We start from the raw sequence: 25,507 nt of genomic DNA on the forward strand, positions 1-25,507 counted from the left end.
ACGTGACAAATAAAACAGCCGGCCTGGTGGCCGGCTGTTTTCATGTCGACAGATCCATCTTACCGAATCATCTGACGCACTTTTTCCAGATCTTCCGGTGTGTCTACCCCAGCCGGAGGCGGATCAATGGCGACATCGACGTGAATTTTTTCGCCGTGCCACAGCACACGCAGTTGCTCCAGCGACTCTATTTTTTCGAGTGCGCTGGGTTCCCAGTTGATGTAGGTATTAATGAAGCCGGCCCGGTAGGCATAGATGCCGATATGGCGCAGCAGGTTCTGATGGATCTCCTGCGGGCGCTTGGCAAAATTATCGCGATCCCAGGGAATGGAAGCCCGGCTGAAATACAGCGCGTAACCGTTTTTATCCATGACGACTTTCACGGCATTGGGATTAAACACTTCATCAGCGTGGTCAATCTCAACCGCCAAGGTAGCCATAGGCGCGTCACTGCGGGCCAGATTATCCGCCACCTGACGAATAATACTTGGCGGGATCATCGGCTCATCCCCCTGAACATTCACCACTATCTCATCAGCTGCGAGCTGGTACTTCTCGACCACTTCAGCGAGGCGCTCAGTACCGGATTCATGATCTGCCCGCGTGAGGCACACCTCACCGCCAAAGCTTGTCACAGCATCCGCTATACGCTGATCATCCGTCGCCACAATAACCTGTCTGGCACCGGCTTTGCTGGCTTGCTCGTACACCCACTGGATCATCGGTTTCCCGGCGATATCTGCCAGCGGTTTACCCGGCAAACGGGAGGATTGGTAACGAGCCGGAATAATGACAGTGAATGCCATTACATCACCTCATCGGCACTCAAAGTGCGCGCTTCCGGCTCCAGCAGAACTGGAATGCCGTCATTAATCGGATAAGCCAGGCGATCAAATTTACAAATCAGTTCATTATTGTCTTTATCAAAGTGCAGTTTGCCTTTGCATACCGGACAAGCAACGATTTCAAGCAGACGGTGATCCATATTCTTCCTTCACTTCTATAATTTTGTTCAGCAGTTCAATTGACTGAGGCTCTGAAAGTTTGGCATCAACAGGCAGATACCACCAATTTTGCCGGGCAAATGCCTGACACTTCACTGCATCTTTTTCAGTCATTACCAGGTGTTCACCTTGCCCAGCCAACGCTTCCAGTTCACTGGCCTCAAAAGCCTGGTGATCCGGGAAGGCCTGACAATGTACCGGCGCCACGCCCAGTGCATTTAAGGTGGCAAAAAACCGCGGAGGATGACCGATTCCGGCGATAGCCACGACCTTTTGCAGGCTGTCTGGTGTCCGTCGTTCGCCCGTCAGCAAATTCACCAGCTCACCGGGCTCAAGCTGCATGGCAATTTCGTTGTCCCGGGCTTCGCCACCATTGCAGATCAGAAAGTCGACCTCGCTCAGTCGGTCACAACGCTCGCGCAGTGGACCCATAGGGATCAACTGTGCATTGCCGAAGCGGCGTTGGCCGTCAATGACGACAATCTCAATATCTCTGGCGAGCGCGTAATGCTGAAGGCCATCATCGGTGATAATGACATCAACGTCTTTTTCCAGCATTTGTACCGCTTCTGACCTGTTCGGGGAAACCACAACAGGAGCACAGGTACGACGGGCAATCAAGACCGGCTCGTCACCCGCTTCCGCCGTGGTTGTGCGCTCACTCAGGCGCAATGGGTAATGGTCTGACTTGCCGCCATAGCCGCGGGATACCACACCGACAGCGACCCCTTGTGCCTGAAGTTGTTCCACCAGCCAGATAACGACCGGTGTTTTACCGTTTCCGCCTGCAGTAATATTACCGACTACGACCACAGGAACAGAGGCACGGTACGCCACTTTTTTACCGGATTGGAATGCATGACGACGACGGCGGCTAATCCAGCCAAACAGCTTGCTCAGTGGCCAGAAGACAGGTGCCAGCGCCCACCCTGCCGGGTGGCGCTCAAACCAGATTTTTTCAATCAGATTTGCCATGAGACCCGCTCTGCTTATTCGCCAAACTGGATTCGGTGCAACTGCGCATAGGCGCCGTCTTTTTCCAGCAGCGCGGCATGGACACCACGTTCAATGATCTCACCTTCATCCACCACCAGAATTTCATCGGCATTTTCAATAGTCGATAAACGGTGAGCAATGACCAGCACGGTTTTGTCTTTCTGCAACTCATCCAATGCGGCCTGAATCGCGCGCTCAGATTCAGTGTCCAGCGCCGATGTGGCTTCATCGAGTATCAGTACAGGTGCATCACGTAACAGAGCACGGGCAATCGCGATACGCTGACGCTGACCACCGGATAAGCTGACGCCGTTTTCGCCGATAACCGTATCCAGTCCTTGATCCATACTCCGGATAAAGTCCATGGCATAAGCCAGTTCAGCCGCTTTTTCTATATCTTCCCGGCTGTATTTGTCGCCACTGGCATAGGCGATATTGTTGGCTATGGTGTCGTTAAAGAGGTGCACGTTTTGCGACACAATTGCTACCTGATCGCGCAGATTTGCCAGTTTGTAATCATGAATGTCACGCCCATCTATGGTAATCAGGCCAGAATCTATGTCATAGAAACGGGTTAGCAGATTAGCAATCGTGCTTTTACCCGAACCCGATCGACCAACCAGGGCCAGTGTTTTACCCGCAGGTAAATCAAAACTGACATTGCGCAGCGCCGGAGTATCTTTGGTCGGATAGGTAAAGGTGACATCTTTAAAGGCCACATCCCCTTTCACGCGCTGGGTTTCGTAAGTGCCGTGATCTTTTTCGGTTTCCAACTCCAGAATACCGAAAAGTGTCTGGCACGCCGCCATACCACGCTGAAACTGAGAGGTGACATTGGTCAGCGCTTTGAGTGGTCGCATCATGCCGAACATGGCACCAAAGATCAGGGCAAATGTGCCGGGAGTCAGTTCACTGCGCAGACTTTCGGTATTGGCCAGGATCAGCACAGCCACCAGCGCCATTGACGCAATAAGCTGAATAACAGGGTTGGCAATCGCCTGAGCCGACACCAGCTTCATGGTTTGCTGACGCATGCGATTGCTGACGTGCTCAAAACGGTTTTTCTCGACCTGCTGGCCGCCATAGCTCAATACCACTTTGTGGCCTTTCAGCATCTGTTCGGCAGATGAGGTCACAGATCCCATGGTGTCCTGCATATTTTTAGAAATGCGGCGAAAGCGCTTTGACACCACGCGAATGCTGACAGCCACCACAGGCGCAATCACCAGCAAAATGGCAGACAACTGCCAGCTGTTCCAGAACATCATCCCCATCAGCGCAATAATGGTTGCGCCTTCACGAACCAGACTAACCAGAGCACCACTGGTTGCTGAGGCAACCTGTTCAGTGTCATAAGTAATGCGGGATAAGAGTGCACCGGACGATTCTTTGTCAAAAAAACTGACCGGCATCGTCATGAAGTGGTTGAACACCTGTCGGCGCATATTCATCACAACATTGCCCGATACCCAGGACAGACAATAAGTGGAAACAAAGCCGCTCAAGCCACGAACCAGCATCAACCCCAAAAGATAAAAAGGCATCATGGCCAAAAAGTTGGAGTCTACGCTGTTCAGACCGCCAAAGCTTTCATCCATCAAAGGTTTGATCATTGATAACATTAATGCATCACTGGCTGCATTAATGATCAGTGCGAAAACGGCAGCAATCAAACCCGCTTTGTATAAGCTGATTGACGGCCAGAGTCGTTTGAACGTATCCCAGGTGGATTGATCGTTAGCTTGTATCATGTAAAACCGATTGTTATCTGTTAGTGGCGGTTATTCTACTCGTTAACGGGTCATGCACCAAGTAAGTTACAAGGCTCTGTTACCTCTTATATCCTGAAAAGCGATGCTTTTTTATTCGTTCAGGCCAAGTTTGAGAGGCGCAATCAGGGTCTGAAAAGTGGTTGATACCAGTGTAGCCGACTCTCTTTGCGATAGCGTGATAACGTTACCTGGCCTTGTTTGATGCGCAGGCTGATCTGACCCTCTTCAGCTGTCTCCAGCCAGTGTAAACCCTGCATCAGGTAACGCTGTTTGACCTGCTCCGCTGGGAGTGACCAGGGGCTGTATTTACCTGCAGAGACTAAGGCGTATGTCGCCTGCAACGAATCTAACCAGGTCTGAGTGGACGATGAGTTACTGCCGTGATGAGGCACCAGCAAGATATCTGCTTTCAGATCCGGCTCGAGCCTGGCGAGCAGCAACTCCGAAATCGCATCAATGTCACCGGTTAGCAAAAGCGATGTCTCAGACTCAGGGTTTAACCGCTGGTCATTCACCTGTATCACGCAAGAATGCGGGTTGGCGGCTTTGTTGACCCTTTTGGGGGGCCAGAGCACCTTGAACGTCAATCCCTGCCAGTGCCATAAGCGGCCGCGAACACAAGGCGCAAAACCCTCGCGCTTGTCACTGCTGCGCAGCCAGGCCGGATTCAGACGTGTTATCACATCAGGTGTCCCGCCAGCATGATCGGCATCGGCATGACTGAGGATGAAACCGTCCAGATGGCGAATGCCCTGCCGTCTTAATACCGGCTCAATAACCGAGAGAGCCATGCTCCCTCCCGGCCAGCTGTTTCCGGTATCGTAAAGCACAGCCCTGCCTTGCCGCTGAATCAGTATCGCCAGCCCATGCCCGACATCCAGCATATCGACCTGCCAGCTGTCAGGATCAAGCGATTGGGACTTGTTCCAGTGACTAAGTCCCCACAATGCCAATACCAGACTCAACTGCAGACACAGAAAACGTCGCCAGGGCAAAAACCAGCACAGCACAATACCCGTCACCATTGCCAGCAAGACGATAAACAGGCTTTCTGACAGTGGCCACCAGGCACCTTCAGCCAAACTTGCCAGGGCGATAACCGGGTGCAGAGACCAGTCGGCTAACTGCCAGAACACACCAGAGAGACCAGGCACAGCAATAGTGACGACTGCGATCAGCACACAGGGCACAGTCACCAGACTGACCCAGGGCACTGCGAGTAAATTGATCAGCGGCGCCGCCAGCGAGACCCCGCCAAACCAGAACCACTGCAACGGCAACATTAATCCCAGCAGTGCCAACTGCAGCAGCACATAAACACGGACTGTCTCGCGCCAGGGCATACCAACCAGCTCAGCCTGCTTTCGTCGCCGGATACCGCCAGTATTAGCCAGATACAGAACCAGCACAGCGCCAAATGACAGCCACAATCCGGCCGAGTATGACGCCAGCGGATTGAGTATCAGACAACAGGCCAGTATCACAGACCATAGTTGCAGTCCACTCCACACCACACCGCAACGAATCATCAGCAGGCACAAGACCGATGTCAGTAAGGCGCGCTGAGTGGGAAGACTGAATCCGGCCAGCCAGGCGTAGCCATAGGCCAGCAATAACGCCAGCCAGAAAGGTAACCAGAGCCAATGTCCGGACTCAGGCAAGGCACCCCGGACCCGGCTTCCGATGCCCCATCCCATCACGACAACCAGTCCGATATGCAGACCGGATATCGCCATAAGGTGAGCCAGTCCGCTATCGCGAAGTATCGACCAGTCATCCTGATCTAAGCCATCTCTCTCGCCAAAACCGAGCGCTAGCAGGTAGGCACGGTAGGTGAAACCATCCGTTTGCTGCACCGCACTATCAAACCAGCGCTGACGCAAACTCATTTTGCCATTTTGCGACAGCAAGGTACCGGCAATAACGGTCCCTGTACCATGGATACTGTTCCCCACCGCGTAACGTTCAGCATCAAATCCGGCGATATTTGCACGTCCGTTGGGCCGACGAACCCTGATATCCAGCCGATACCTTTGCCCTTGCTTGAGATGCGTAACCGCAGGCCAGTCAAGCAATAAACGGATCTCATCTTTTCGCAGAAGATCGCGTTCCTTCACACTCTCAGCAACAAAAATGAATCGCTTATCAAGAATATTATGATTAATTAGGCTGCGAACTTCGCCAACTATGGTAATATTCCCGCGCTCATGAGGAAGGCTATTGACTGCCTTGCTATAGTCAACAGCAGTTACCCATGCCCAGAGCCCACCTATTGCGATCGCAAGAAACAAGTTGATACGCAAACAGAAAAATATCGCTCCACCTATAATCATGGCTGTAATAAACCATTTGTAGTCTGGTAAGGATTGCCAGTAGTGAAGTGACAAAACGCCAATGGATAAACCGGCTGTCATCTGTAACATCATGACAACCTGACGCTAACAGCCATTAAAAATAACGACAGACGATGCCAAGACAACTGATAAAACGTTTCTTGCCCAGCCCAGAGATGATTAAAAACCACAAGGCTTTGAAAGTTTTTGGTACTGTGCTGCATAACCCTAACCTGTGGTGTCTGAACCGCCGATCCGCCTCTGGCGCATTCGCGGTGGGGCTGTTTATGGCATACGTCCCCTTACCCAGCCAGATGATCATGGCTGCAGGGTTAGCCATACTGTTTGGCGTCAATCTGCCGCTTTCCGTATCCCTGGTGTGGATTACCAATCCAATTACTATGCCGGTCATGTTCTACGCGGCATACAAGCTCGGGGCATGGCTGATGAACGTGCCCTATCAGCCTTTCCATTTCGAGCTGTCCTGGGCCTTCCTTGAACAGCAGATGAACCAGATTGGCCCACCATTTCTTCTGGGCTGTTTAGTCTGCGGGACAATTTGTGCATTGATTGGCTACTTCGGCATTCGGGGATTCTGGCGTTATTCTGTTGTCAGAAGCTGGAACCGCCGGCGCTTCCGGTAATAAACGCTCTCGGTCATCACTCTCCGGGCAATAAACGCCAACGATTAACCATAAAAAAACCTCGCTAATGCGAGGTTTTTTTATAACGTATATTTGTGTGGTGCAGAAAAACACTGTCTGTTTGGAAGCCAGATAATATTGATTCGCGGCTGTGTATCATTGGCATCAATACTTTTTCGGCCTGATTCACAGTGCACGCTAATACCAGCGCCAATTTACTGACTGTTATTTCGCACTTAATACCTGCGCGGGCTGCAGCGCGCTCGCCCTGCGAGCCGGATACCAGGTTGCCAGCAGGCTCAGCACAATCGCAGTCACCATCACGATCACCACATCATGCCATCTTAACTCTGTAGGCAGGAAATCCACGAAGTAAATGTCCCCAGATAAAAACGGATGATCGATCAGTTTTTCCACAAAATGCGCAATCGAAGTCAGGTTCAATGCAACCAAGGCTCCCAGAAAGGCCCCGAGCAAACTGCCAATGAGCCCAGACAGTAAGCCATGCCAGACAAAGATCATTTTGACCAGACGATCACTGGCGCCCATGGTGCGCAAAATCGCAATATCTGCCGCTCTGTCTTTTACTGCCATCATCAGCGTTGAGACGATGTTAAAACACGCGACTCCAATGACAAGTACCATCACCAGATACATGATGGTGCGCACCAGTTGGATATCGCGATAAAGATACCCATATTTCTGCGTCCAGCTCTTTAGGTAAACATAAACAGGTAAGGTATACCCGACTTCTTTCACTATGTTTGTGGCATCCAGCACCTTGTCCACATTAATAGAAATGCCAGAAATCCCTTCACCCATGGCAAGGTAATCCTGCGCATCTTGCAGGGGCACTAAGGCAAAGTTATGGTCAATCTGACCGCCCAGTGCCAGAACGCCTGCCACCTGCAGACGAATGCGCTTCGGCGCTTTGAGCTGATTTCCGCTATCACGGTTTGGCAGCATGGCAGAGATCCATTCCCCCACCTGGATCCCAAGCAGATCCGCGACGCCCTGCCCAAGAATAATGTGTTTCTGACCCGCCTGAAAATCTTGCCACGCACCGTCTTTGACATATCCAGGCAAGGCGCTGACCCGGGTTTCCTGAACAGGATCGACCCCTCTGACTTCAACCGCTTTGAGCTGCGTGCCCTTTTCAAGCAAAGCCGTAAATTGCACATAAGGTGCTGCCGCTTTCACTCTGGGGTGCTTTTCAACGGTTTCCAGAACAGGTTGCCAATCGGTAAATGGCGGTTTCACTGCTTCCAGTTCACCATGTGGGATCACCGCCAGTACCCGGTTTTGCAACTCACGCTCAAAGCCATTCATTGCCGACAGGCCAATTACAATCACCGCCACGCCCACTGCGATACCTAAAATGGAGGACACAGAGATGAAAGACACCAGCCGGTTACGCTGCCGGGCCCGGCTAAAACGGCTGCCGATAAAAAGAGACAGTGGTCGCATCAGGCCACCTCTAAGGCCGCCAACTGGCCATCCTGCATATGCAGGCAACGATCAAGTTTGCCAGCCAGTTCATTATCATGCGTGACAACCAGAAAAGCGGTGCCCGATTCCTGGTTCAGCTTTCGCATCAGATCATAAATTTCCAACGCGGTTTTGTGATCCAGATTCCCGGTGGGCTCATCCGCCAGCACCAGGGCCGGCTTATTCACCAGTGCCCGGGCAATGGCGACCCGCTGGCGCTCTCCGCCACTGAGCTCTGATGGCCTGTGGCTATATCGGTGGCTCAAGCCCACCTGGTCCAGAATCTGTCTGGCCTGCTCTTTGGCTGCCGCAGCGGAGACACCGCCTATCATTAAGGGCATAGCGACATTTTCTTCCGCAGAAAAATCAGACAGCAAATGGTGAAACTGATAAACAAAACCTATGTCCTGGTTACGTACTCTGGCCTGTTTATTGGCGCTCATGCCATTAAGTTTCTGGCCTTTAAAGTACACATCTCCTGCCGTCGGCGCATCCAGCGCACCCAGTAAATGCAGCAAGGTGCTTTTGCCCGATCCCGATGACCCTACAATCGCCACCAGTTCCCCGGCTTCTATTTGCAGGCTGATATCATTCAGCACCTGGGTTTCCAATTGGGCTTCACGGTACACCTTGCTCAAATGCTGGCATACCAATAACGAATCACTCATAACGCAAGGCCTCAGCAGGACGGACAGCCGCCGCCCGATAAGAAGGGAAAAGGGTCGCCAGTAAACTCAGACAGATAGCCCCGACAATCACGATAGCAACCTGGAATGGCTTCACATCGACAGGTAACGAACCGCCTAAGCTCGCCAGATCAACGCCCAGCAGCGACAAAATACTATTAATATTCAATGCCAGCAGGGTGCCAAGTATGCCGCCGATCACGGCCCCTATCACCCCGCTGCTGGCTCCCTGCACAATAAAGGTCAGCAATACCTGCTGGCTGGTCATTCCCTGTGTTTTCAAAATAGCGACTTCAGCCTGTTTTTCCATCACCACCATGATCAGGGCCGAAATGATGTTAAAAGCCGCGACACCAACCACTAGCCCCAGCATCAGCCCCATCATGTTCTTTTCCATTTTCACCGCCTGAAACAGCTCACCGCGCTGATCCCGCCAGTCCGACCAACTAAAGCCATCAGGCAAATCGGACTGAGAGAGCGCTGTGACGCTAAACGGATCATCCAGGAACAAGCGCCAGCCCGTGAAAGCTTCAGGCTTGTAACGTAACAGACGGCCTGCATCGGCTATGTTGGTTAACACCAGAGATTTATCGACATCAGACCCGGTGAAATAAATACCAGACACAATAAAATTGCGCTGACTGGGAATACGCCCCAAAGGGGTATAGACACTGACACTGGTCACCATCAGGCGGACTTTATCCCCGACTTTGACCCCCAGTTGCTGCGCCATGCCATTACCTAGAATGACCCGGTAACTGCCCGGTGTCAGATCAGCAAGCTGCCCTTGCACCATGTGTGCTGCCAGCGGTTCATAGCCTTCAGGCTCTACGCCCAGCATTGATCCGGCCGCCAGCGCACCGGCACTTTGCAGCACGGCCTCTGCACGGGTTAACGGCACTACCCGGTTTACCTGAGGTAAAGCAGACAGCGCAGCAGGCGGTGCTTCCGGCTGAGTAAAAGGGCCATCCTGCTGGGTGATCAGTGCCTGCGGCAACACACCCAGAATGCGGTCTTTGAGCTGCTGCTCAAAACCGTTCATCACAGAAATGACAATCACCAGCGCAAGCACACCTATGGTGATACCTGCCGTAGACATTGCAGAGACAAAGCGGCTGAAACGGTCACCCGAACGGCCTTTCAGATAGCGCAGCCCAATAAAGATAGGCAATGGATGAAACATCATTCAGTCTGGAACCATCCTGTTAACAGTGGTCAAAAGCATACCTGCTGCTGGCTGTGATTACCATGCAACTTGGTCAATCTCATGCAAAAAGAGTGGCTAAAAATCAACCTGTTGTGACCTCTAACTTGCCCGTTAGGCGATGCTAAGTGATAATCGAAGAATAGTTAACAAATCACGAGTGTGACATGAATCAGGACGAGTACTTTTCAGTCCATGCAGGGCTTACCATTAATGTTGAACCTTTAGGGGAACATGCTGTGCTGCCCGATGACGCCGAATTTCTGCGGGAAATTCCCCCTCTGTTTCGTGTTGCCAGTGAATGTAGCGAACTGGAAGGCAGTGCAGAAAAAATGTTGCAGCAGGATAATAAAACAATGAACCGGCCACTGCTGGATTATCTTGCAGCGCAGAACAATAAGATAAATCTGCTGCTCTCTTTTGTGCTCTCACAGCAAGATGACCCAACCCTTCGTCATACCACGCAAACCTTCGGGGCCAGCCAACTGACTTACCTGGCAGAGCGGCCGCTCCAGATTGATTCCCAGGTTCGCCTGAAACTGTTTCTTGATAATCCCCCTGCTGCCGTGTATTGCTATGCCAGTGTCGGCGAATGTCAGGCGAGGGAAGATAAGTTTGACATCACGCTGCAGTACACCAGACTGCAGGAAGACGACAGGGATCTACTCATTCGTGCAGCTTTGCACATCCAACAAAAACTGCTGCGTCAACGTGCGCTGCAACGAAACGAAAGTCAATCATAGTCATGACAACACACACGCTATTTTCTCTTCCTTTGCCGAACAAAGCCGGCGACAAGCGCTTTGTGGGAAATGTCTCCGGCGCCGCATTGGCGGTGGCCATTGCCGAACTGGCGAAAAGCCACACAGGCCCAGTGCTGGCTGTGGTGCCGGATACGCAAACGGCATTGCGTTTACAACCCGAGATCAGCCAGTTCACTCAGGCCGAGGTCAATATTTTCCCTGACTGGGAAACCCTGCCTTATGACAGTTTTTCGCCGCATCAGGACATCATTTCTGATCGCCTCGCCCGCTTGTATCAACTGCCGACTCAGCAGGATGGTGTACTGCTGGTTCCTGTCAGTACCCTGCTACAACGCCTGACACCACGCAGCTTTATTCATCAGCATGCCCTGCTGGTCAGCAAAGGAGATCGCCTGTCGCTGGAGAAGTTACGCCTGCAACTTGAAGCTGCCGGTTACCGCCATGTTGATCAGGTCATGGAGCATGGTGAATATGCCAGCCGCGGCTCACTGCTTGATCTCTTCCCGATGGGCAACAATGAGCCCTTCCGGATTGATTTCTTCGATGACGAAGTAGATTCGATTCGTCAGTTTGACCCGGAGTCGCAACTGTCGACCGGCGAGATCGACAATATTCACCTGCTTCCCGCCCACGAGTTTCCGACAGACGAAGTGGCCGTGGAAAACTTCCGCATGCGCTGGCGTGAGCAATTCGAAGCACGCCGGGAGCCAGAGTCCATCTATCAGCAGGTGAGCAAGCGCACCTGGCCGGCAGGGATTGAATACTGGCAACCGCTGTTTTTCGACAATACAGATACCTTGTTTGATTATCTGCCGGATAACACGCTGTTACTGACCATTGGCGATCTGAACAACGCGGCGGAGCATTTTCTCCAAGATGCCGAATACCGCTTTCAGGAGCGCCGTGTCGACCCGCTGCGCCCGCTGCTCGAACCTAAAGCCCTGTGGCTGACAACTGCTGAAATGTTCAGCGGATTTAAAACCCTGCCGCAGGTTAAGCTGAACAAAGCCCCGGAAGAAGACAAAGCAGGTCGGTTCAACCCGGCCATTTCGCCTGTGCCGGCGCTGACCATCAATCATCAGCTGAAAGAGCCCTTATCGGCACTGCGACAGTTTCAGGAAAGCTTCACCGGAAAGATCATCTTTTCCGTTGCCAGTGAAGGTCGCCGCGAAGCCTTGCTGGATCTGCTTGCCCGTATAAAGCTACGCCCTATGGTCTGCCACAGCCTTGAAGAGGCCATGTCAGCCGCCAGTCAGTACACGCTGGTGATTGGCGCCGCAGAACAGGGTTTTATCCTCGACGAACCGGCTCTGGCTTTCATCTGTGAAAGTGATCTGCTGGGTGAGCGTGTTATTCAGCGTCGTCGCCGTGAGGATAAGCGCACTGTCAGCTCAGACACTATTATCCGAAATCTGGCTGAGCTGAAAATTGGTCAGCCTGTGGTCCACCTTAACCATGGCATAGGCCGCTATCAGGGCTTGCAGACTCTCGAAGCCGGCGGCATTACTACAGAATATGTCACTCTGGAATATCAGGGCGGGGCTAAACTCTATGTCCCTGTTGCGTCCCTGCACCTGATCAGCCGCTATTCAGGCGGTGCAGAGGAAGCCGCCCCTATCCATAAGCTGGGCAGTGAAAGCTGGCAGAAAGCCCGCAAAAAGGCGGCAGAAAAAGTTCGTGATGTCGCGGCAGAACTTTTGGATGTTTACGCCAAGCGTGAGCTCAAACCTGGCTTTAAATTCAAACTTGACCGTGAAGCCTATGCCGATTTCTGTACCGGTTTTCCCTTTGAGGAAACCCATGATCAAGCTATGGCCATCAATGCCGTGCTGTCGGATATGTGTCAGGCCAAAGCCATGGACAGACTGGTGTGTGGTGATGTAGGTTTCGGTAAAACCGAGGTCGCAATGCGCGCGGCCTTTGTGGCAGTCGATAACAGCAAACAAGTCACAGTCCTGGTGCCAACCACTTTGCTCGCCCAGCAGCATTTTGAAAATTTCCGAGACCGGTTCGCCAATACTCCGGTACGCGTTGAAGTGCTGTCCCGTTTCAAGACAGCAAAAGAACAAAAAGCGATTATGGAAGATGTCGCTAAGGGGAAAATTGATATTCTGATCGGCACTCACAAACTGCTCAACGCCGAAATGAAGTATCAGGATCTCGGCCTGCTGATTGTCGATGAAGAGCACCGTTTTGGCGTCCGCCAGAAAGAAAAACTGAAATCGCTTCGCGCGGACGTAGACATACTCACACTCACCGCCACCCCGATCCCGCGTACGCTGAATATGGCAATGAGCGGCATGCGCGATCTGTCTATTATCGCCACACCGCCAGCCCGGCGTCTGGCGATCAAAACCTTCGTTCGTGAGCGTGAAGACCTGATCATCCGTGAGGCCGTATTGCGTGAAATTATGCGCGGCGGGCAAGTGTATTTCCTGCACAACGACGTGGAAAGCATCGAAAAGACGGCGCAGGATCTGGCCGTTCTGATCCCGGAAGCGCGTATCACTACCGCGCACGGACAGATGCGCGAACGTGAGCTGGAAAGAGTCATGAGCGACTTTTACCATCAGCGTTTTAACCTGCTTGTCTGTACGACTATCATAGAAACCGGCATTGACGTCCCGACAGCGAACACCATTGTCATCAACCGGGCTGATCATCTAGGTCTGGCACAGTTGCATCAGCTGCGTGGTCGCGTTGGCCGTTCTCACCACCAAGCCTATGCGTATCTGCTGACCCCGCATCCCAAGCGTATGACCAAAGACGCCGTGAAACGCCTGGAGGCCATTGCTTCACTGGAAGATCTGGGTGCTGGCTTTACGCTGGCGACACACGATCTCGAAATACGTGGGGCCGGTGAGCTGCTGGGTGATGAACAATCGGGTCAGATCCAGTCGGTCGGCTTTACGCTGTTCATGGAAATGCTGGAACAGGCAGTAGAAGCACTGAAAGCCGGTAAAGAGCCGTCGCTGGATGACCTGCTGCGCGAGCAGACTGAAGTTGAGCTGCGATTACCCGCGCTGCTGCCGGAAGATTACATCCCGGATATCAATACGCGGCTGTCTTTGTATAAACGTATTGCCAGTGCAGGTAATGAAGACGCCCTCGATGAGTTAAAAGTAGAGCTGATTGATCGCTTCGGCCTGTTGCCGGACGCCGCTGCTAACCTGTTAACGCTCAATAAGCTGAAGCTGAAAGCGGCAACCCTGGGTCTTCGCCGCATAGAAGCCGGAGAAAAAGGCGGTTATTTCGAATTTGCTGAAAATGCTGCTATTGACCCCGGTTTCCTGGTCGGTCTGTTACAATCACAGCCACAGCGATTCAGAATGGACGGCCCGACTAAGCTGAAAGTCACGGCAACACTGACGGATCGCCGGGAGCGCATCAAGTATGTTGACGGCTTCCTAACACAATTAGCTGAAAACACCCTATAATGGCTGCATACCAGTGCGGAGTATAACCTTGAAAAATCTGATTTATTTGCTGCTGCTTGCCATCAGCCTGCCAAGTTTCGCAGCACGACAATTTGACATTGAAGTCATTATCTTCAAGCGAAATATTGATCCGGGACAAACGGCTGAATCCTGGCCGGATCAGGCAGAGCCGCTGAATTACAATGGCGCGGTGCGACTGAACAATATGGCACAACTGGCAAACAGAGGCATTACGCCTATGCCGGCAAGCCGATTTAAGCTGAGCGAGCAGTATCAGCGCCTGAAAAGTCATGCCGGTTTCACCCCGCTTGCTCACTTTGGCTGGCGTCAGGGGGATCTCAGCAAGGCACAAGCACCGACTTTTCACTTAACAGCTGGCCGGGATTTCTCAGGCCAGTTCCTGCCAGACGGAACCTCTAAAGCCGAAGCGGCGCGCCGTGGCATGAGCAGCAGCGAAATGACAGCGCCGCCCAGCTTTGATCTTGCATCCGGTGAAGTCACTCAAGCAGAGCCTTCTCCGGCAGAGAGTAAGCCGCTGTATGAGCTTGAAGGGAAAATTCAGGTGTATGTGAATCACTTTCTTTTCACCAACACCCAACTGGATTTACGTGAGCCTGGCCGTCGTGAAGTGGTTGTCGGCACCGAGCCATTAGACAGTCTGGATCCAAACCAGAGCGGCACGGTTCAGTACGGACAGTTGCAGGAAGTGAAAAAGAAAATAGAAGTTGAAGAATTTCTCAAAGCGTTCCGCTTTGACCAGCAACGTAAAATGCGAAGCGGTGAAACCCATTATCTTGATCACCCGCTGATGGGGATGGTGGTACAAATCCGCCGCCTCGATTCAGAATAACAGCTTTTACGAGGGGCCATCTGGCCCCTTTTTCCGTTTACCGTCTGCAGGAATCGCCGATGAAGCTGGACTTCATACTCACTACTCCCCGCCTTTACCTGCGACCCTATAAAATTGCGGATGTTGATGACAACCTGGCCGCGGTACTGGAATCACAGCCGGATTTATCGCCCTGGGTCGAGTGGTGTCATGACGACTATGACCAACAGGATGCACACGCCTGGCTGTCGGCTTCTCAGATGAACTGGAAAATCGACAATGGTTACGAGCTGGCGATTTTTACCCGCCGTGACGACAAATTTTTAGGCACTGTGTGTCTTAATAATCTGTCTCAGCTGACCAATTCTGCTGAATTGGGCTACTGGATACGAAGCAGTTGCCATCGTCAGGGTTATGCGACAGAAGCGATTGTCGCTCTGGCGCGTTTTGCTTTTGATACGCTGGCACTGACCCGACTGGAAATAGTGGTACACATCACTAATACACCCAGCCAGAGAACGGCTGAACGCACAGGTGCTCTGTTCGAATCTCTGAGCCGTAACCGAATTTACACAGAGGGAAAAGTCTGCGATGGCATGGTCTACTCACTGATCCCGCAGGACTTGGCACCTAAACACAACCGGATAGGCTAAGTTAGCCAAATAACCCCGTGATACTTGGCTATATTGATCAAAGACAATAGAAAAAGGTAGGAATATCAGTGTTTAAAATTATTCTCGCAATCATTATTATCGGCTTGGTTATTTTCTTCTTTCAACGCAGCCAGAACAATAAGCAGCTGGCGGTTCAAAATGCAGAAGAAGGCAAAGCATTTCTTGATGCCAATAAAAACCAGGAAGGTGTTAAAACCACAGCCTCGGGTTTGCAATATACTGTGCTGAAGTCAGGAACAGGAACGGTACATCCCAAGGCATCGGACAAGGTGACAGTCCACTATCACGGCACACTGATTGACGGCACTGTATTTGATAGCTCTGTTGAGCGCGGCGAACCAATAGCTTTCAACCTCAATCAGGTGATCAAAGGCTGGACCGAAGGGCTTCAGCTAATGGTTGAAGGGGAAAAGGTGCGTTTGTTTATCCCGGCCGAACTGGCATACGGTAACCGCTCTATGGGTAAAATCGGTCCAGGATCAGTGCTGATTTTCGATGTCGAGTTATTAAAAATTAATTAATTCCCAAACCATCACCACAGCCTGCAACAGGCGGTGATTTAGCGATGAAAAAAAACCGCCTGAACCGGCGGTTTTTTGTTTAATTACTACACTAACCTGTCAATGAAGCTTGAGATTTGGACGAAGGACACGGTTAATACGTCCAACCAGCATCATCAGACTGGTCTTGAAGAAACCGTGCAGCGCAATATGGTGCATCCGGTACAGCGAAATATACATCACGCGGGCAATACGGCCTTCAATCATCATCGACCCTTTGGTCAGATTACCCATCAGGCTCCCGACGGTGGAAAAGCGGCTCAGGGACACCAGCGAACCGTGATCGACAAAAACATAAGGCTTCTGCGCACGATCTGTCAGCTTAGCAACGATATTTGAGAAACAGCGGCTCGCCATCTGATGCGCCGACTGAGCACGTGGCGGCACCAGAGTGCCGTCCTTTTGCGTACAGGCTGCCAAATCCCCAATCACATAAATATCATCGTCTCGGGTGGTCTGCAGCGTGTCTTTTACCACCAACTGGTTAATACGGTTCGTTTCCAGTCCCGCAATGTCTTTGATGAAATCCGGGGCTTTAATGCCCGCAGCCCACACCATCAGTTTGGCAGGAATATGCTGACCATCTTTGGTTGTCAGGCCGGTTTCGTCCGCTTTAATCACCATGGTTGCCGTGTGCACTTTTACGCCAAGTTTGGTCAGCTCGGTATGCGCGGCAGCCGATATACGAGGCGGCAACGCAGGCAGAATGCGCTCTCCGGCTTCAATCAGGTTGACATTCAGTCGTGAACTATCCAGATCGCCAAAGCCATACAAACGCAGCTCTTTCACGGCATTATGAAGCTCTGCAGACAGTTCCACACCGGTTGCACCAGCACCGACAATGGCAATATCAACCGTTTTCTGCTCTTTGTGTGCATGCAGCTTCAAAAACTGATTATTCATTTCAGTTCTGAATTTATGTGCCTGCGCCGGACTGTCCAGGAAAATGCAATGCTCCCGCACGCCGGGGGTGTTGAAGTCATTACATTTCGAACCGATAGCCAGAACCAGGATATCGTATTCAATCTCGCGCTCGGGGATCAGCAGTTCATTGTGCTCATCATACAGCGGATGCAATGTGATGCTTTTGCGGTCGCGGTCAATATCTTTCAGCGCCCCCAATTGAAAATCGAAATGATGGTTTTTGGCATGTGCTCGGTAGCTCAATGCGTCAACACCTTCATCCAGCGAGCCGGTTGCCACTTCATGCAACAGTGGTTTCCACAGATGACTGCTGTTCTTGTCTACCAGAGTAACCTTTGCCTTTCGTTTGCGGCCTAAGGTTCGCCCTAATTTAGTGGCCAATTCCAGGCCCCCGGCACCGCCTCCAACTACGATGATTCTCGTCACAGTCTTTTCCTCTAGTTTTTATAAATCTTGCACAAACCGGCAGGGATTTTGCCCTGCCAGGTAAAAATTCTGACTGACGTAGAGTGGGGCAGAGGATCGTTTCAATCCGTCTGCGGAGGGAGAGGCATATACTCAATGAGTTGCTTTAAATTGCTTTATTGCTTGTAAGTGTTGGGAGATTTTCTTGAATTTATGTGTTTGTGTATCGTCCCAGATCACTTGGTAATATGCGTCCAATGTTCTATTTGTGGATCGATTATCTAACACTTCATCATTAGTTGAAAGTATACAGAGGCACTTCCCGATATTTTTTTCTCTGAAATCAGACACGCATTTTGTTGCTATATCTTCGTACTCTTCCGGTCGGTCTATTTTCCCCTGCATATTTGTTTCAGGATGTAAATTTGGGTTAATAATTACTTGCTTGATACCACAGAGAAAACCGATTCGCTCAGCCCAATATCCTCCCAGCCCTACGCCACATATCAGCGGATGCGCATCATCACTGGCTGCGACGAGCTTATCCACTTCCTTTAGTAAATGTTGCATATCGTGTTTGGGATGAAAGGTACTATAGGTCACTGCGCGGACGTCGGGATCGATAAATTGCAGCTGAAGTACTTTTTCATGATTACCGGGGCTGGTGGAATCAAAGCCATGCAGATAGATGATCATAGTCACTCCTGATGAATATCCATATTAAGATAAATCACTATACGACATAGAACATTATCCACAAAACTTTAATGGTTATTCGATCCACAGGTGCGATTACTGTTGGATCAATACTGCTATCTCTTTACGCGTTTCGGTTAATTGATTCATCAGATACTGGCGTTGAGAGGAGGACAGACTCTGATTCAGTTGCGCCATTAATTCAAATCGGCGTTGAAGGTATTGATCTAACTGAGACTGTACCGGTGCATAGCGAAGACCGACAACATCTCTAAATAACTTCTCGAGTCGGGCATCGAATTCCGGCCGGTGGCGCTGCGACAATAATGATTGCCACTGCTGATAAAGCCCGCTTCGCACCGAAAAAAAGACAGGTTCCATATCAAGCTGATGCTTTGCCAACTCTCCGATGATAGCTTGCTGCTCTTTCGTCAGTGAGCCTACCCATTCTTTGCTGAACTTTTCAAATCTGGCCGTATATCGCTGAAGTTTCTCTTCCTGGCTTAGCTTACCTCTTTTGGCCCGAAGTTCATCCAATTCCTTGTTTATATTGGTGTTAATCTGATCAATCTGGATATTACTCAGATACCGGAGCAGATTGGCCACCGGCGGGGTGAATACAGAGACACTCTGCTCTGCCAGAGCAGTAAAGCTATAGTGGTAACGTGCTATCTGTGCTGAGGTCAGCGGGCGTTGCAGATCCTGCTGAAATTCAAGAATATACTGATGCAGTTTTGGCAGCTCTTGCCGACGGTGTACAGCCTGGGCCTGTATCAGTTCATTCTTAAAGCGGGATTCCTGCGCCGGCGTCAGGCTGACAAAGTCATCCAGATACCAGGGAACCCAATAATTCATGGTGTTATAGGCAAGCCGGGCGGCACACCCTGATAACAAAACCAAAAAACACAGCGACAGTAACGGACGTTGCCAACGAGCACAGGCTAGACTCACACGCATTTCCTCCAGAAACTGTCTGACAGGTTTACCCGGTGATGACAATCAGGCAACAGCCAGTTTCGTTAACAATGCTTTTGCCTCAATACGATAGGTTTCATCCTGCCACAAATTTGCGCCAGCATAATACCAAAGCATAGCCAAGAAATCGCACCAGGGAAGCCACTGCTGCACAGCTTCTGAGACAAGTTCCGGGTCTGCCCCCAGATAACGGCAGTAGTGCTGCGCGGCAGTCGTAACATCAAGCTGGTTGGCCTGAACCGTCAGCGCCAGATCCAGCATGGGATCACCGGCCGCCGCATACTCCCAGTCAATTACTGCCAGCTCTCCGCCCGGACGCTGAATGAGATTGTAAAAGCCCAAATCATGATGGCAACAGGTGTCAGGAAACCCACTTTGAGGAATGTGACTGAAAAAATGACTGCACACTGATACCAGATCTTTCCCTTTATCCTCCGGTGAGATAGCAGCAAGATACCGTTCTGCACGCTGACGCACAGCTAAACGCCAGCCGGGTAAAGGTAATCGGTGAATGTTGGCCTGCAAAGCCATCAGTGTGGCAGGCGATGGGGAATGAGTACAAACCGCTCCTTCTATCCACTCCACCAGTATACCGTCTGGCGTTTTTGCAATCGGGTGCGGAGCAAACGGGCAAGGGTGAATCGCTGACAACAGTTGGTATTCTTGCTGACGATCAACGCCAAATGCCTGGCTGGCCGCGCTGACAGGACGCCAAACCGCTTGTAAATCAGAAGATGAAGAAGAGTGCAGAACAAGCCGCCAGCATCGGTTACTGAGCCCGCCCCCTAAAGGGCAGGCATTCAGCACACCGTAACCAGCAATGCGGGAGAATGGCCATTCCTCCGGCTGAAGAAACGATGAGTCAGACACTTACCAACCCAGCAAGCGTTTGGCTTCCTGCTTACGGATTTCAGTTTCATCCGCCCACTCGATCAGGCCAGTTTCCAGATCCATCAGGCGCATGGTCATTTTGTAATACACGTCTTTATCGCTGCCAGATTGCTTCACAATACTGGCGAGATTACCGTACATCATGTATTCCGCGCCAACCATCTTACCAAACTGAATCGCCGTGCTTTGATTAACCAGTTCATCGTTGTTCTGGAAGTTCAGTTGCTTGCGAACCGCTTCTACACGCGTCATATCGACAAAACGGAACTTACCTGAATTCAGCATGCGCGTGCTGATAGAGTCGGTAATAGATTCTGTATCAATGTGCTCGCTGGTTTTATTTTTGATGCTGTCCACCACTATGATTGGACGTTTACCGGCTGTGATCGCGCCCACCGAACCTGAAGCCAGCATGCTGTCTGTCATGTTTTCCGCAATCTTTTGCAGGTCAGTCGAGCCGAACTCAGAGGTCGTGGTTTCTACTCCCTGAGCATCTCCATAAGTCACCTGTTTTGCACAACCACCCATCAGGGCAGCAATTCCCACTAAAGCTATGACGCGTTTCTTCATTTCTAACCCTTAATCGGTTTTTATCATTCTCGGTATCATGGGATGATATCAGTCAGCCCACTAAACTTGCTTACCAGGTACTGGTCGCTTCACGGATATAAATACGGTAATTGGTGACATCCGCGCTCTTCGCCATGGCTTTGATTGTCATTGTGTCTTTGCCATGCAGTACAAACTGACGCCACGGGGTTTCGCTGCCGCTGACTTCCAAGCCTTTGGCATCGTACCAGTAAAAACGGTACTGCAGCTTAATATCAGTATCTGATTTACTGTTTACCGGCACACCGGCCTGAAGCAGACCATTCTGACGCGAGACAATGGCTTTTTCTATACCAATCTGGTTGGCGAGATAAGGGTTAGCTATAACCACATACTGGTTACTGCTATCAATACTGATACCAGAGGTTGTGCTATCCGCACAGGCTGCCATCATCACAGTTAACAGTATTACCGCAAAATATTTCATCAGTTTCCTCCTAATAACACCGACCAGCCAGTCATTGACTGGCCCTGTCGGGAAATCCAGACCATAGTGGTACGGCCTGGTTTAACCTCAGCATCCACCGACCTGCCCTGCCATTGAATCTGATGGCTGCCGGGAGGTAAGTCTTCCTGGTACAAAGCAACCTGAGCTGGCAGTGTCTGCCAGCTTCTGGTATCCGGTTGCTCTGTTAATCTATTGAAAATATTAGCCAAAACATTGCCGACTTCATCACCGTTTCGCGCCGCCGACTGCCTGACCTGCTCTTTGGCAATCACTCGCAGGCTCTGGCGCAATACCCGTACCGGCAAGGTTTCACTCAAACTCTGTTTTGCCATCTGATCAACATTGACCAAAGGCGGTGCAGTCAGTAAACGGTTGTTAAGGCTGAGCTTACCCGGCAAAACCGTCGGACGTGGCGGGTAATATGGCAGTGCCAGATTGTAAAGCACACTCTGACCCTGGCTATCATAGAGCCAAAGCGGCAAACGCCAGCCCTCGGGAGCCTGTACCACCCCCTGTTCATCTAAGATGATCAGGCGACCAGTTCCGGACTGAGGTGATTGCCAGGGACCATACTTTTTGGCCAGCAACTGCTGATCATCTTTCATACTCAACCGCTCAGCGAGTCTTTGCACCGCCTCTGCCACAAAAGGATTATCAGGAGCAACCGCTAACGCCCGTTTGAAGTCGATGTAGGCATCATTCAGATTGCCGTCCGCCTCATACAGCATGCCTGACAGATAGAATAAATAGCCGTTCTGCACCGCTGCCAGCGTCTGACCGGCATTCGGGTAACGCGCGAGCACCGAGCCGATATTGTCTGACAGACCCTGTTTTTGCAGCTGACTTTCTGCCGAAGCTAACTCAGATTCACGCTGTTGTCTGGCCGCTTCCTGAACCTGATTCGCTCGGCGCATTTCTACCAGCGCACCATCCAGGTCCCGATTATGAATGTAGTTCAGCGCAAGATATAAATGCAAAAATCCCAGTTCATAATCAGAGGCTTGGTAACTGATCATATTGTCATTGGTGAACAATGAACCAGCCTGGTTCAACCCTTCAGACACCTGAATCCGGGCCGCGTTCTGCTGCTCTTTAACCGCGTTGTCAGATTTCTGCAGAGCTGCAAAACTGGCGGGGTAATCGCCTGCCAGCATCGTCAGCCGGCCCCGTTCCATACCGTCGAGAATCGCCCCAGCCGGTTCATCTGGCAGGCTCTCTAATGCGCCCTGAATCTGGCCTTGATACAACGCCTGTCGGCTCAATGTTGTGCTGGCACTATAATGGCTGAACAGGCTGTGCCCGGATAAATTGGCACAGCCTGAAAGAATAAAAGCGCAAAAAAAGACAAGAGTTTTGTGCCGGAATTGTTTTTTCATTCGATCCTGTTTGTCACCTGGCCGCCCACAAAATCTCTGCTCCGGCAGACCATGAAGATTCGCGAGTCTTAACCAACCAGCATCGGGCCGAGTGGTCGTCCGCCCAACAGGTGCATATGAACGTGGTACACCTCCTGTCCACCATGAGGATTGCAGTTCACAATTAACCGATAACCGTCTTCTGCAATACCTTCAGCTTCTGCGAGTTTGCGGGCAACAGTAAACAAACGCCCCATCATCGCTTCATCTTCTGCTTCAACATGATTAACTGTTGGCACCAGCTTGTTAGGAATGATCAGGATATGGCTTGGAGCACGGGGGTTAATATCGCGAAACGCAGTGACCAGATCATCCTGATACACCACATCGGCCGGGATTTCCTTACGGATTATTTTGCTGAAGATAGTTTCTTCTGCCATGACTTTCTCCATCTTTTGATTTCTAACATTGCGAGTATGCGTGAGTCGCGTAATCAGAGCAATATTGAACGTCGTTTTAAACCTATTTTCCTGCGATTATCTCACTGGAAAATCTTCATTTTGTTACACCTGCCAAAGTATGTGTAAATCGTATCCGGTTATCCTCACAAAATCGCCTGTCTAGCAAATTACGGTGATATTTTGATGACACGGTCACGGCTTGAAGCACACTTATTTTACGTCGTGAAGCAAACGATGTATGAGTAACAGAATAATAACACTCATAATAAAACCACACTGGCAAGCAAGGAAATGCTCGGGCTGTGTCCGACCCGGGATGTTTTAGGGACGATAGTGCAATGAAAAAACAGACTTCTGTCATCCGGCGTATGTACGCGGGTTTCGCCGTGATGATCGGCCTCTTCGCCACCACCAGCACACTGACGCTGATGGAAACCAAAACTATCTATGGTCAGTTAGAATCGGTAAACACCGAATCGGTTCCATTAGTCACCATCTCCAGTCAGGCCAATGTAGAACTTCTGGTCGCCGACAAAGTGTTTAAAGATTTTCTGACCACCAATGATCAAAATCGAATGGAGCAATATGAAAGCCAGTTTACAGAGTCTTACGACCATTTCAGGCAGACACTGGCAACACTGATCGATACCGCGAAAGATTACCCTACACTGAGCAGCCAGCTGGACGCCTTGAGAGCCCTAGAAGACAGATACTTTACCCAAGCTCAAATTGCTATGAGTAACTACCGCGATCAGTTAACTGCCAATGAAGCTCGTCAGCAGTCCATCCGCCGTTTTCAGCAATTACATCGCGACCTCAATGTGCGGATGAAAGATGTGATTGCCGATCGCAGCCGGGTGTCTGAACTGATGCTGGCAAAAAGTTACTTCGATAAACTTGGTCAGACAGAAGCCATCACTTCTGATGCGCTGGCATCCAGCGATGTTGAAAAAATTAATGAAGCACTAAAAAACAATAAACGTCTGGTCAACCATCTCAGCAATTCTTACCGCACACTGACCTCGATGATCCCCGATCTCAAGCGCACTTTTGACCCATTCATTGAGCAATATAATCAAGACATAGGTCAGCCCGGCGGTGTGCTGGATGTGCATTTTAACTATATACAGGCCCAAGAGCGCCTTTATAGCAGTATCAGTGCACTGGCTACTGAAATTGACAATGCCAACACTTTGCTTGAAAGCTTCCGCAGCCAGGCTCGAGGTGATATGAATACGGCCATCGCTGAGGCAGGTGAGTCTTACCAGACGGGTGTCCGAAATACCGTTCTGTTAGGCAGCCTGGCCGCGTTTCTGGCCGTTGTTATCGGTTGGTTCCTGGCACGTAATGTCAGGCAACCGCTGGCTTCCACCCTGACCACCCTGGAAGCACTGACAGCAGGAGATATGACAAAGCGCATCACAGACAACAAGTTCGCTGAGTTCGGGCAATTGAGCCACCACATCAATACGCTGGCTGACCATCTGCAGCAACTGCTGAGCCAGTTGAGCGATGCCTCTGCCGAGCTGACTGAAGTCGCAACCCAGAACCAGACTACGACAACCGATGCCAAAGAGCGCCTGAACGAACAGCGCGAGCAAACCGCATCCGTAGCGACAGCAATGACAGAAATGGAGCATTCTGTGGCTCAGGTAACTCAAAGTGCCCAGCACACTTTGGATAAAGTCAAAAATGTCGAGTCAGCCGCGGCAACAGGCCGCGATGTGATGGGCCGTAATATTTCCACCACCCATCAACTGTCTGAGCAATTGGATCAATCAGTGCAGGCGGTAAATCAGCTTCAGCAAATGAGCAGTAATATCGGCAGTATTCTGGACGTGATCCGAACTATTGCCGATCAGACCAATCTGCTGGCACTGAATGCGGCTATTGAGGCAGCGCGTGCCGGTGAGCAAGGACGGGGATTTGCAGTGGTCGCCGATGAAGTACGCATTCTTGCTCAGCGAACTACCGCCTCAACAGGCGAGATTGAATCTATGATTCAAGAGCTGCAATCCAGCTCGAGCCAGGCGGTTCAGGTGATCGAAAGTTGCGTTAACGAAATGGAAGACAGTATCAGCCAGACTTCGGAGGCCAGCAGCGCGATGGAAGAAATTGAAGCCATCATTATTGAAATCAGCGACATGAGCAGCCAGATAGTACAAGCGACCGAAGAACAGCGCAGCACCACAGCCAGTATTGCCCGTAGCCTGGAAGACATCAGTGAAATTGCCGATGCCAACCTTGCAGCGATGGAAAGCGTCACCAGCGCCAGCCTGAAACTGGATCACCAGGCCAAAGAACAAAACGCCCTGGTTCAGCGATTTACTCTCTGATCAATCCAATCAACAC

23 protein-coding genes are annotated in these 25,507 nt (G+C 51.0%); 7 read left to right on the top strand and 16 right to left on the bottom strand.

The window, feature by feature from the left end; genetic code table 11:
- Nucleotides 1-59: 59 nt before the first annotated feature.
- The 5 genes from kdsB to D6M16_RS06645 all read right to left on the bottom strand — a co-directional run bounded on the left by kdsB (nucleotide 60) and on the right by D6M16_RS06645 (nucleotide 6,195).
- A complete protein-coding gene (gene kdsB / locus D6M16_RS06625) occupies nucleotides 60-806 on the bottom strand; it encodes a 3-deoxy-manno-octulosonate cytidylyltransferase (RefSeq protein WP_120511121.1) in 747 nt (248 codons plus the stop codon).
- On the bottom strand, nucleotides 806-985 hold the full coding sequence (locus D6M16_RS06630) for a Trm112 family protein (RefSeq protein ID WP_027253299.1): 180 nt from the start codon (nucleotides 983-985) through the stop codon (nucleotides 806-808). Before D6M16_RS06630 ends, kdsB begins: the two co-directional genes overlap by 1 nt.
- Nucleotides 966-1,979: a tetraacyldisaccharide 4'-kinase gene (gene lpxK, locus D6M16_RS06635; RefSeq protein WP_120511122.1), complete on the bottom strand. Its 1,014-nt coding sequence runs from the start codon at nucleotides 1,977-1,979 to the stop codon at nucleotides 966-968. Before lpxK ends, D6M16_RS06630 begins: the two co-directional genes overlap by 20 nt.
- Before the next feature lie 14 nt (nucleotides 1,980-1,993).
- Nucleotides 1,994-3,751, bottom strand: coding sequence for a lipid A ABC transporter ATP-binding protein/permease MsbA (msbA, locus tag D6M16_RS06640; protein ID WP_120511123.1), 1,758 nt, complete (start codon nucleotides 3,749-3,751; stop codon nucleotides 1,994-1,996).
- Nucleotides 3,752-3,894: 143 nt separating this feature from the next.
- Nucleotides 3,895-6,195 carry a DNA internalization-related competence protein ComEC/Rec2 gene (locus D6M16_RS06645; protein WP_120511124.1) on the bottom strand — a complete coding sequence of 767 codons (2,301 nt, stop codon included), beginning with the start codon at nucleotides 6,193-6,195 and terminating at the stop codon, nucleotides 3,895-3,897.
- A 44-nt stretch (nucleotides 6,196-6,239) separates the two neighbouring features.
- Here D6M16_RS06645 and D6M16_RS06650 point away from each other — a divergent pair, with 44 nt between their 5' ends.
- A complete protein-coding gene (locus D6M16_RS06650; RefSeq protein WP_120511125.1) occupies nucleotides 6,240-6,749 on the top strand; it encodes a DUF2062 domain-containing protein in 510 nt (169 codons plus the stop codon).
- 225 nt (nucleotides 6,750-6,974) lie between these two features.
- On the opposite strand, the gene lolE is transcribed toward D6M16_RS06650, so the two are convergent.
- From lolE to lolC, 3 genes are read right to left on the bottom strand one after another with little or no spacing between them, the layout of a single operon-like run.
- Nucleotides 6,975-8,219, bottom strand: coding sequence for a lipoprotein-releasing ABC transporter permease subunit LolE (lolE, locus tag D6M16_RS06655; RefSeq protein WP_120511897.1), 1,245 nt, complete (start codon nucleotides 8,217-8,219; stop codon nucleotides 6,975-6,977).
- Complete coding sequence (lolD, locus tag D6M16_RS06660) at nucleotides 8,216-8,905, bottom strand: lipoprotein-releasing ABC transporter ATP-binding protein LolD (RefSeq protein ID WP_120511126.1); 690 nt, start codon at nucleotides 8,903-8,905, stop codon at nucleotides 8,216-8,218. Before lolD ends, lolE begins: the two co-directional genes overlap by 4 nt.
- Nucleotides 8,898-10,106: a lipoprotein-releasing ABC transporter permease subunit LolC gene (gene lolC / locus D6M16_RS06665; RefSeq protein ID WP_120511898.1), complete on the bottom strand. Its 1,209-nt coding sequence runs from the start codon at nucleotides 10,104-10,106 to the stop codon at nucleotides 8,898-8,900. Before lolC ends, lolD begins: the two co-directional genes overlap by 8 nt.
- Before the next feature lie 188 nt (nucleotides 10,107-10,294).
- On the opposite strand from lolC, the gene D6M16_RS06670 reads away from it, so the two are divergent.
- The 5 genes from D6M16_RS06670 to D6M16_RS06690 all read left to right on the top strand — a co-directional run bounded on the left by D6M16_RS06670 (nucleotide 10,295) and on the right by D6M16_RS06690 (nucleotide 16,352).
- Nucleotides 10,295-10,870, top strand: a complete 576-nt coding sequence (locus D6M16_RS06670) for a PilZ domain-containing protein (RefSeq protein WP_120511127.1) — start codon at nucleotides 10,295-10,297, stop codon at nucleotides 10,868-10,870.
- A 2-nt stretch (nucleotides 10,871-10,872) separates the two neighbouring features.
- Nucleotides 10,873-14,328, top strand: a complete 3,456-nt coding sequence (mfd, locus tag D6M16_RS06675; RefSeq protein ID WP_120511128.1) for a transcription-repair coupling factor — start codon at nucleotides 10,873-10,875, stop codon at nucleotides 14,326-14,328.
- Nucleotides 14,329-14,356: 28 nt separating this feature from the next.
- The gene (locus D6M16_RS06680) at nucleotides 14,357-15,178 is read left to right on the top strand and encodes a peptidoglycan binding protein CsiV (RefSeq protein WP_120511129.1); all 822 of its coding nucleotides are present in this window, start codon (nucleotides 14,357-14,359) and stop codon (nucleotides 15,176-15,178) included.
- 59 nt (nucleotides 15,179-15,237) lie between these two features.
- Nucleotides 15,238-15,810, top strand: a complete 573-nt coding sequence (locus D6M16_RS06685; RefSeq protein WP_120511130.1) for a GNAT family N-acetyltransferase — start codon at nucleotides 15,238-15,240, stop codon at nucleotides 15,808-15,810.
- A 68-nt stretch (nucleotides 15,811-15,878) separates the two neighbouring features.
- Nucleotides 15,879-16,352 (top strand): BamJ family beta-barrel-assembly machinery protein, encoded by a 474-nt coding sequence (locus D6M16_RS06690; RefSeq protein ID WP_120511131.1) that lies wholly within the window; start codon nucleotides 15,879-15,881, stop codon nucleotides 16,350-16,352.
- A gap of 99 nt (nucleotides 16,353-16,451) precedes the next feature.
- Here D6M16_RS06690 and D6M16_RS06695 read toward each other — a convergent pair whose 3' ends face one another.
- From D6M16_RS06695 to hinT, 8 genes are all read right to left on the bottom strand, one after another.
- Nucleotides 16,452-17,741: an NAD(P)/FAD-dependent oxidoreductase gene (locus tag D6M16_RS06695; RefSeq protein ID WP_120511132.1), complete on the bottom strand. Its 1,290-nt coding sequence runs from the start codon at nucleotides 17,739-17,741 to the stop codon at nucleotides 16,452-16,454.
- A 132-nt stretch (nucleotides 17,742-17,873) separates the two neighbouring features.
- Nucleotides 17,874-18,416, bottom strand: coding sequence for an alpha/beta hydrolase YcfP (gene ycfP, locus D6M16_RS06700; protein ID WP_120511133.1), 543 nt, complete (start codon nucleotides 18,414-18,416; stop codon nucleotides 17,874-17,876).
- Nucleotides 18,417-18,512: 96 nt separating this feature from the next.
- Nucleotides 18,513-19,367 carry a DUF6279 family lipoprotein gene (locus D6M16_RS06705; protein ID WP_162940943.1) on the bottom strand — a complete coding sequence of 285 codons (855 nt, stop codon included), beginning with the start codon at nucleotides 19,365-19,367 and terminating at the stop codon, nucleotides 18,513-18,515.
- Nucleotides 19,368-19,415: 48 nt separating this feature from the next.
- Nucleotides 19,416-20,261: a phosphotransferase gene (locus tag D6M16_RS06710; protein WP_240435539.1), complete on the bottom strand. Its 846-nt coding sequence runs from the start codon at nucleotides 20,259-20,261 to the stop codon at nucleotides 19,416-19,418.
- Complete coding sequence (gene lpoB / locus D6M16_RS06715; protein WP_046219739.1) at nucleotides 20,262-20,852, bottom strand: penicillin-binding protein activator LpoB; 591 nt, start codon at nucleotides 20,850-20,852, stop codon at nucleotides 20,262-20,264.
- A 70-nt stretch (nucleotides 20,853-20,922) separates the two neighbouring features.
- Complete coding sequence (locus D6M16_RS06720) at nucleotides 20,923-21,318, bottom strand: YcfL family putative periplasmic lipoprotein (protein ID WP_120511135.1); 396 nt, start codon at nucleotides 21,316-21,318, stop codon at nucleotides 20,923-20,925.
- Nucleotides 21,318-22,715, bottom strand: coding sequence for a COG3014 family protein (locus D6M16_RS06725; RefSeq protein WP_120511136.1), 1,398 nt, complete (start codon nucleotides 22,713-22,715; stop codon nucleotides 21,318-21,320). The genes D6M16_RS06720 and D6M16_RS06725 overlap by 1 nt, the downstream gene beginning before the upstream one ends.
- Before the next feature lie 68 nt (nucleotides 22,716-22,783).
- Entirely contained in the window at nucleotides 22,784-23,134 is a 351-nt protein-coding gene (hinT, locus tag D6M16_RS06730; RefSeq protein ID WP_027253317.1) for a purine nucleoside phosphoramidase, read from the bottom strand.
- A 359-nt stretch (nucleotides 23,135-23,493) separates the two neighbouring features.
- Here hinT and D6M16_RS06735 point away from each other — a divergent pair, with 359 nt between their 5' ends.
- A complete protein-coding gene (locus tag D6M16_RS06735) occupies nucleotides 23,494-25,491 on the top strand; it encodes a methyl-accepting chemotaxis protein (protein WP_240435540.1) in 1,998 nt (665 codons plus the stop codon).
- Nucleotides 25,492-25,507 lie beyond the last annotated feature (16 nt).

The sequence above is a fragment of the Photobacterium salinisoli genome (assembly GCF_003614885.1).
Classification (GTDB): Bacteria; Pseudomonadota; Gammaproteobacteria; order Enterobacterales; family Vibrionaceae; genus Photobacterium; species Photobacterium salinisoli.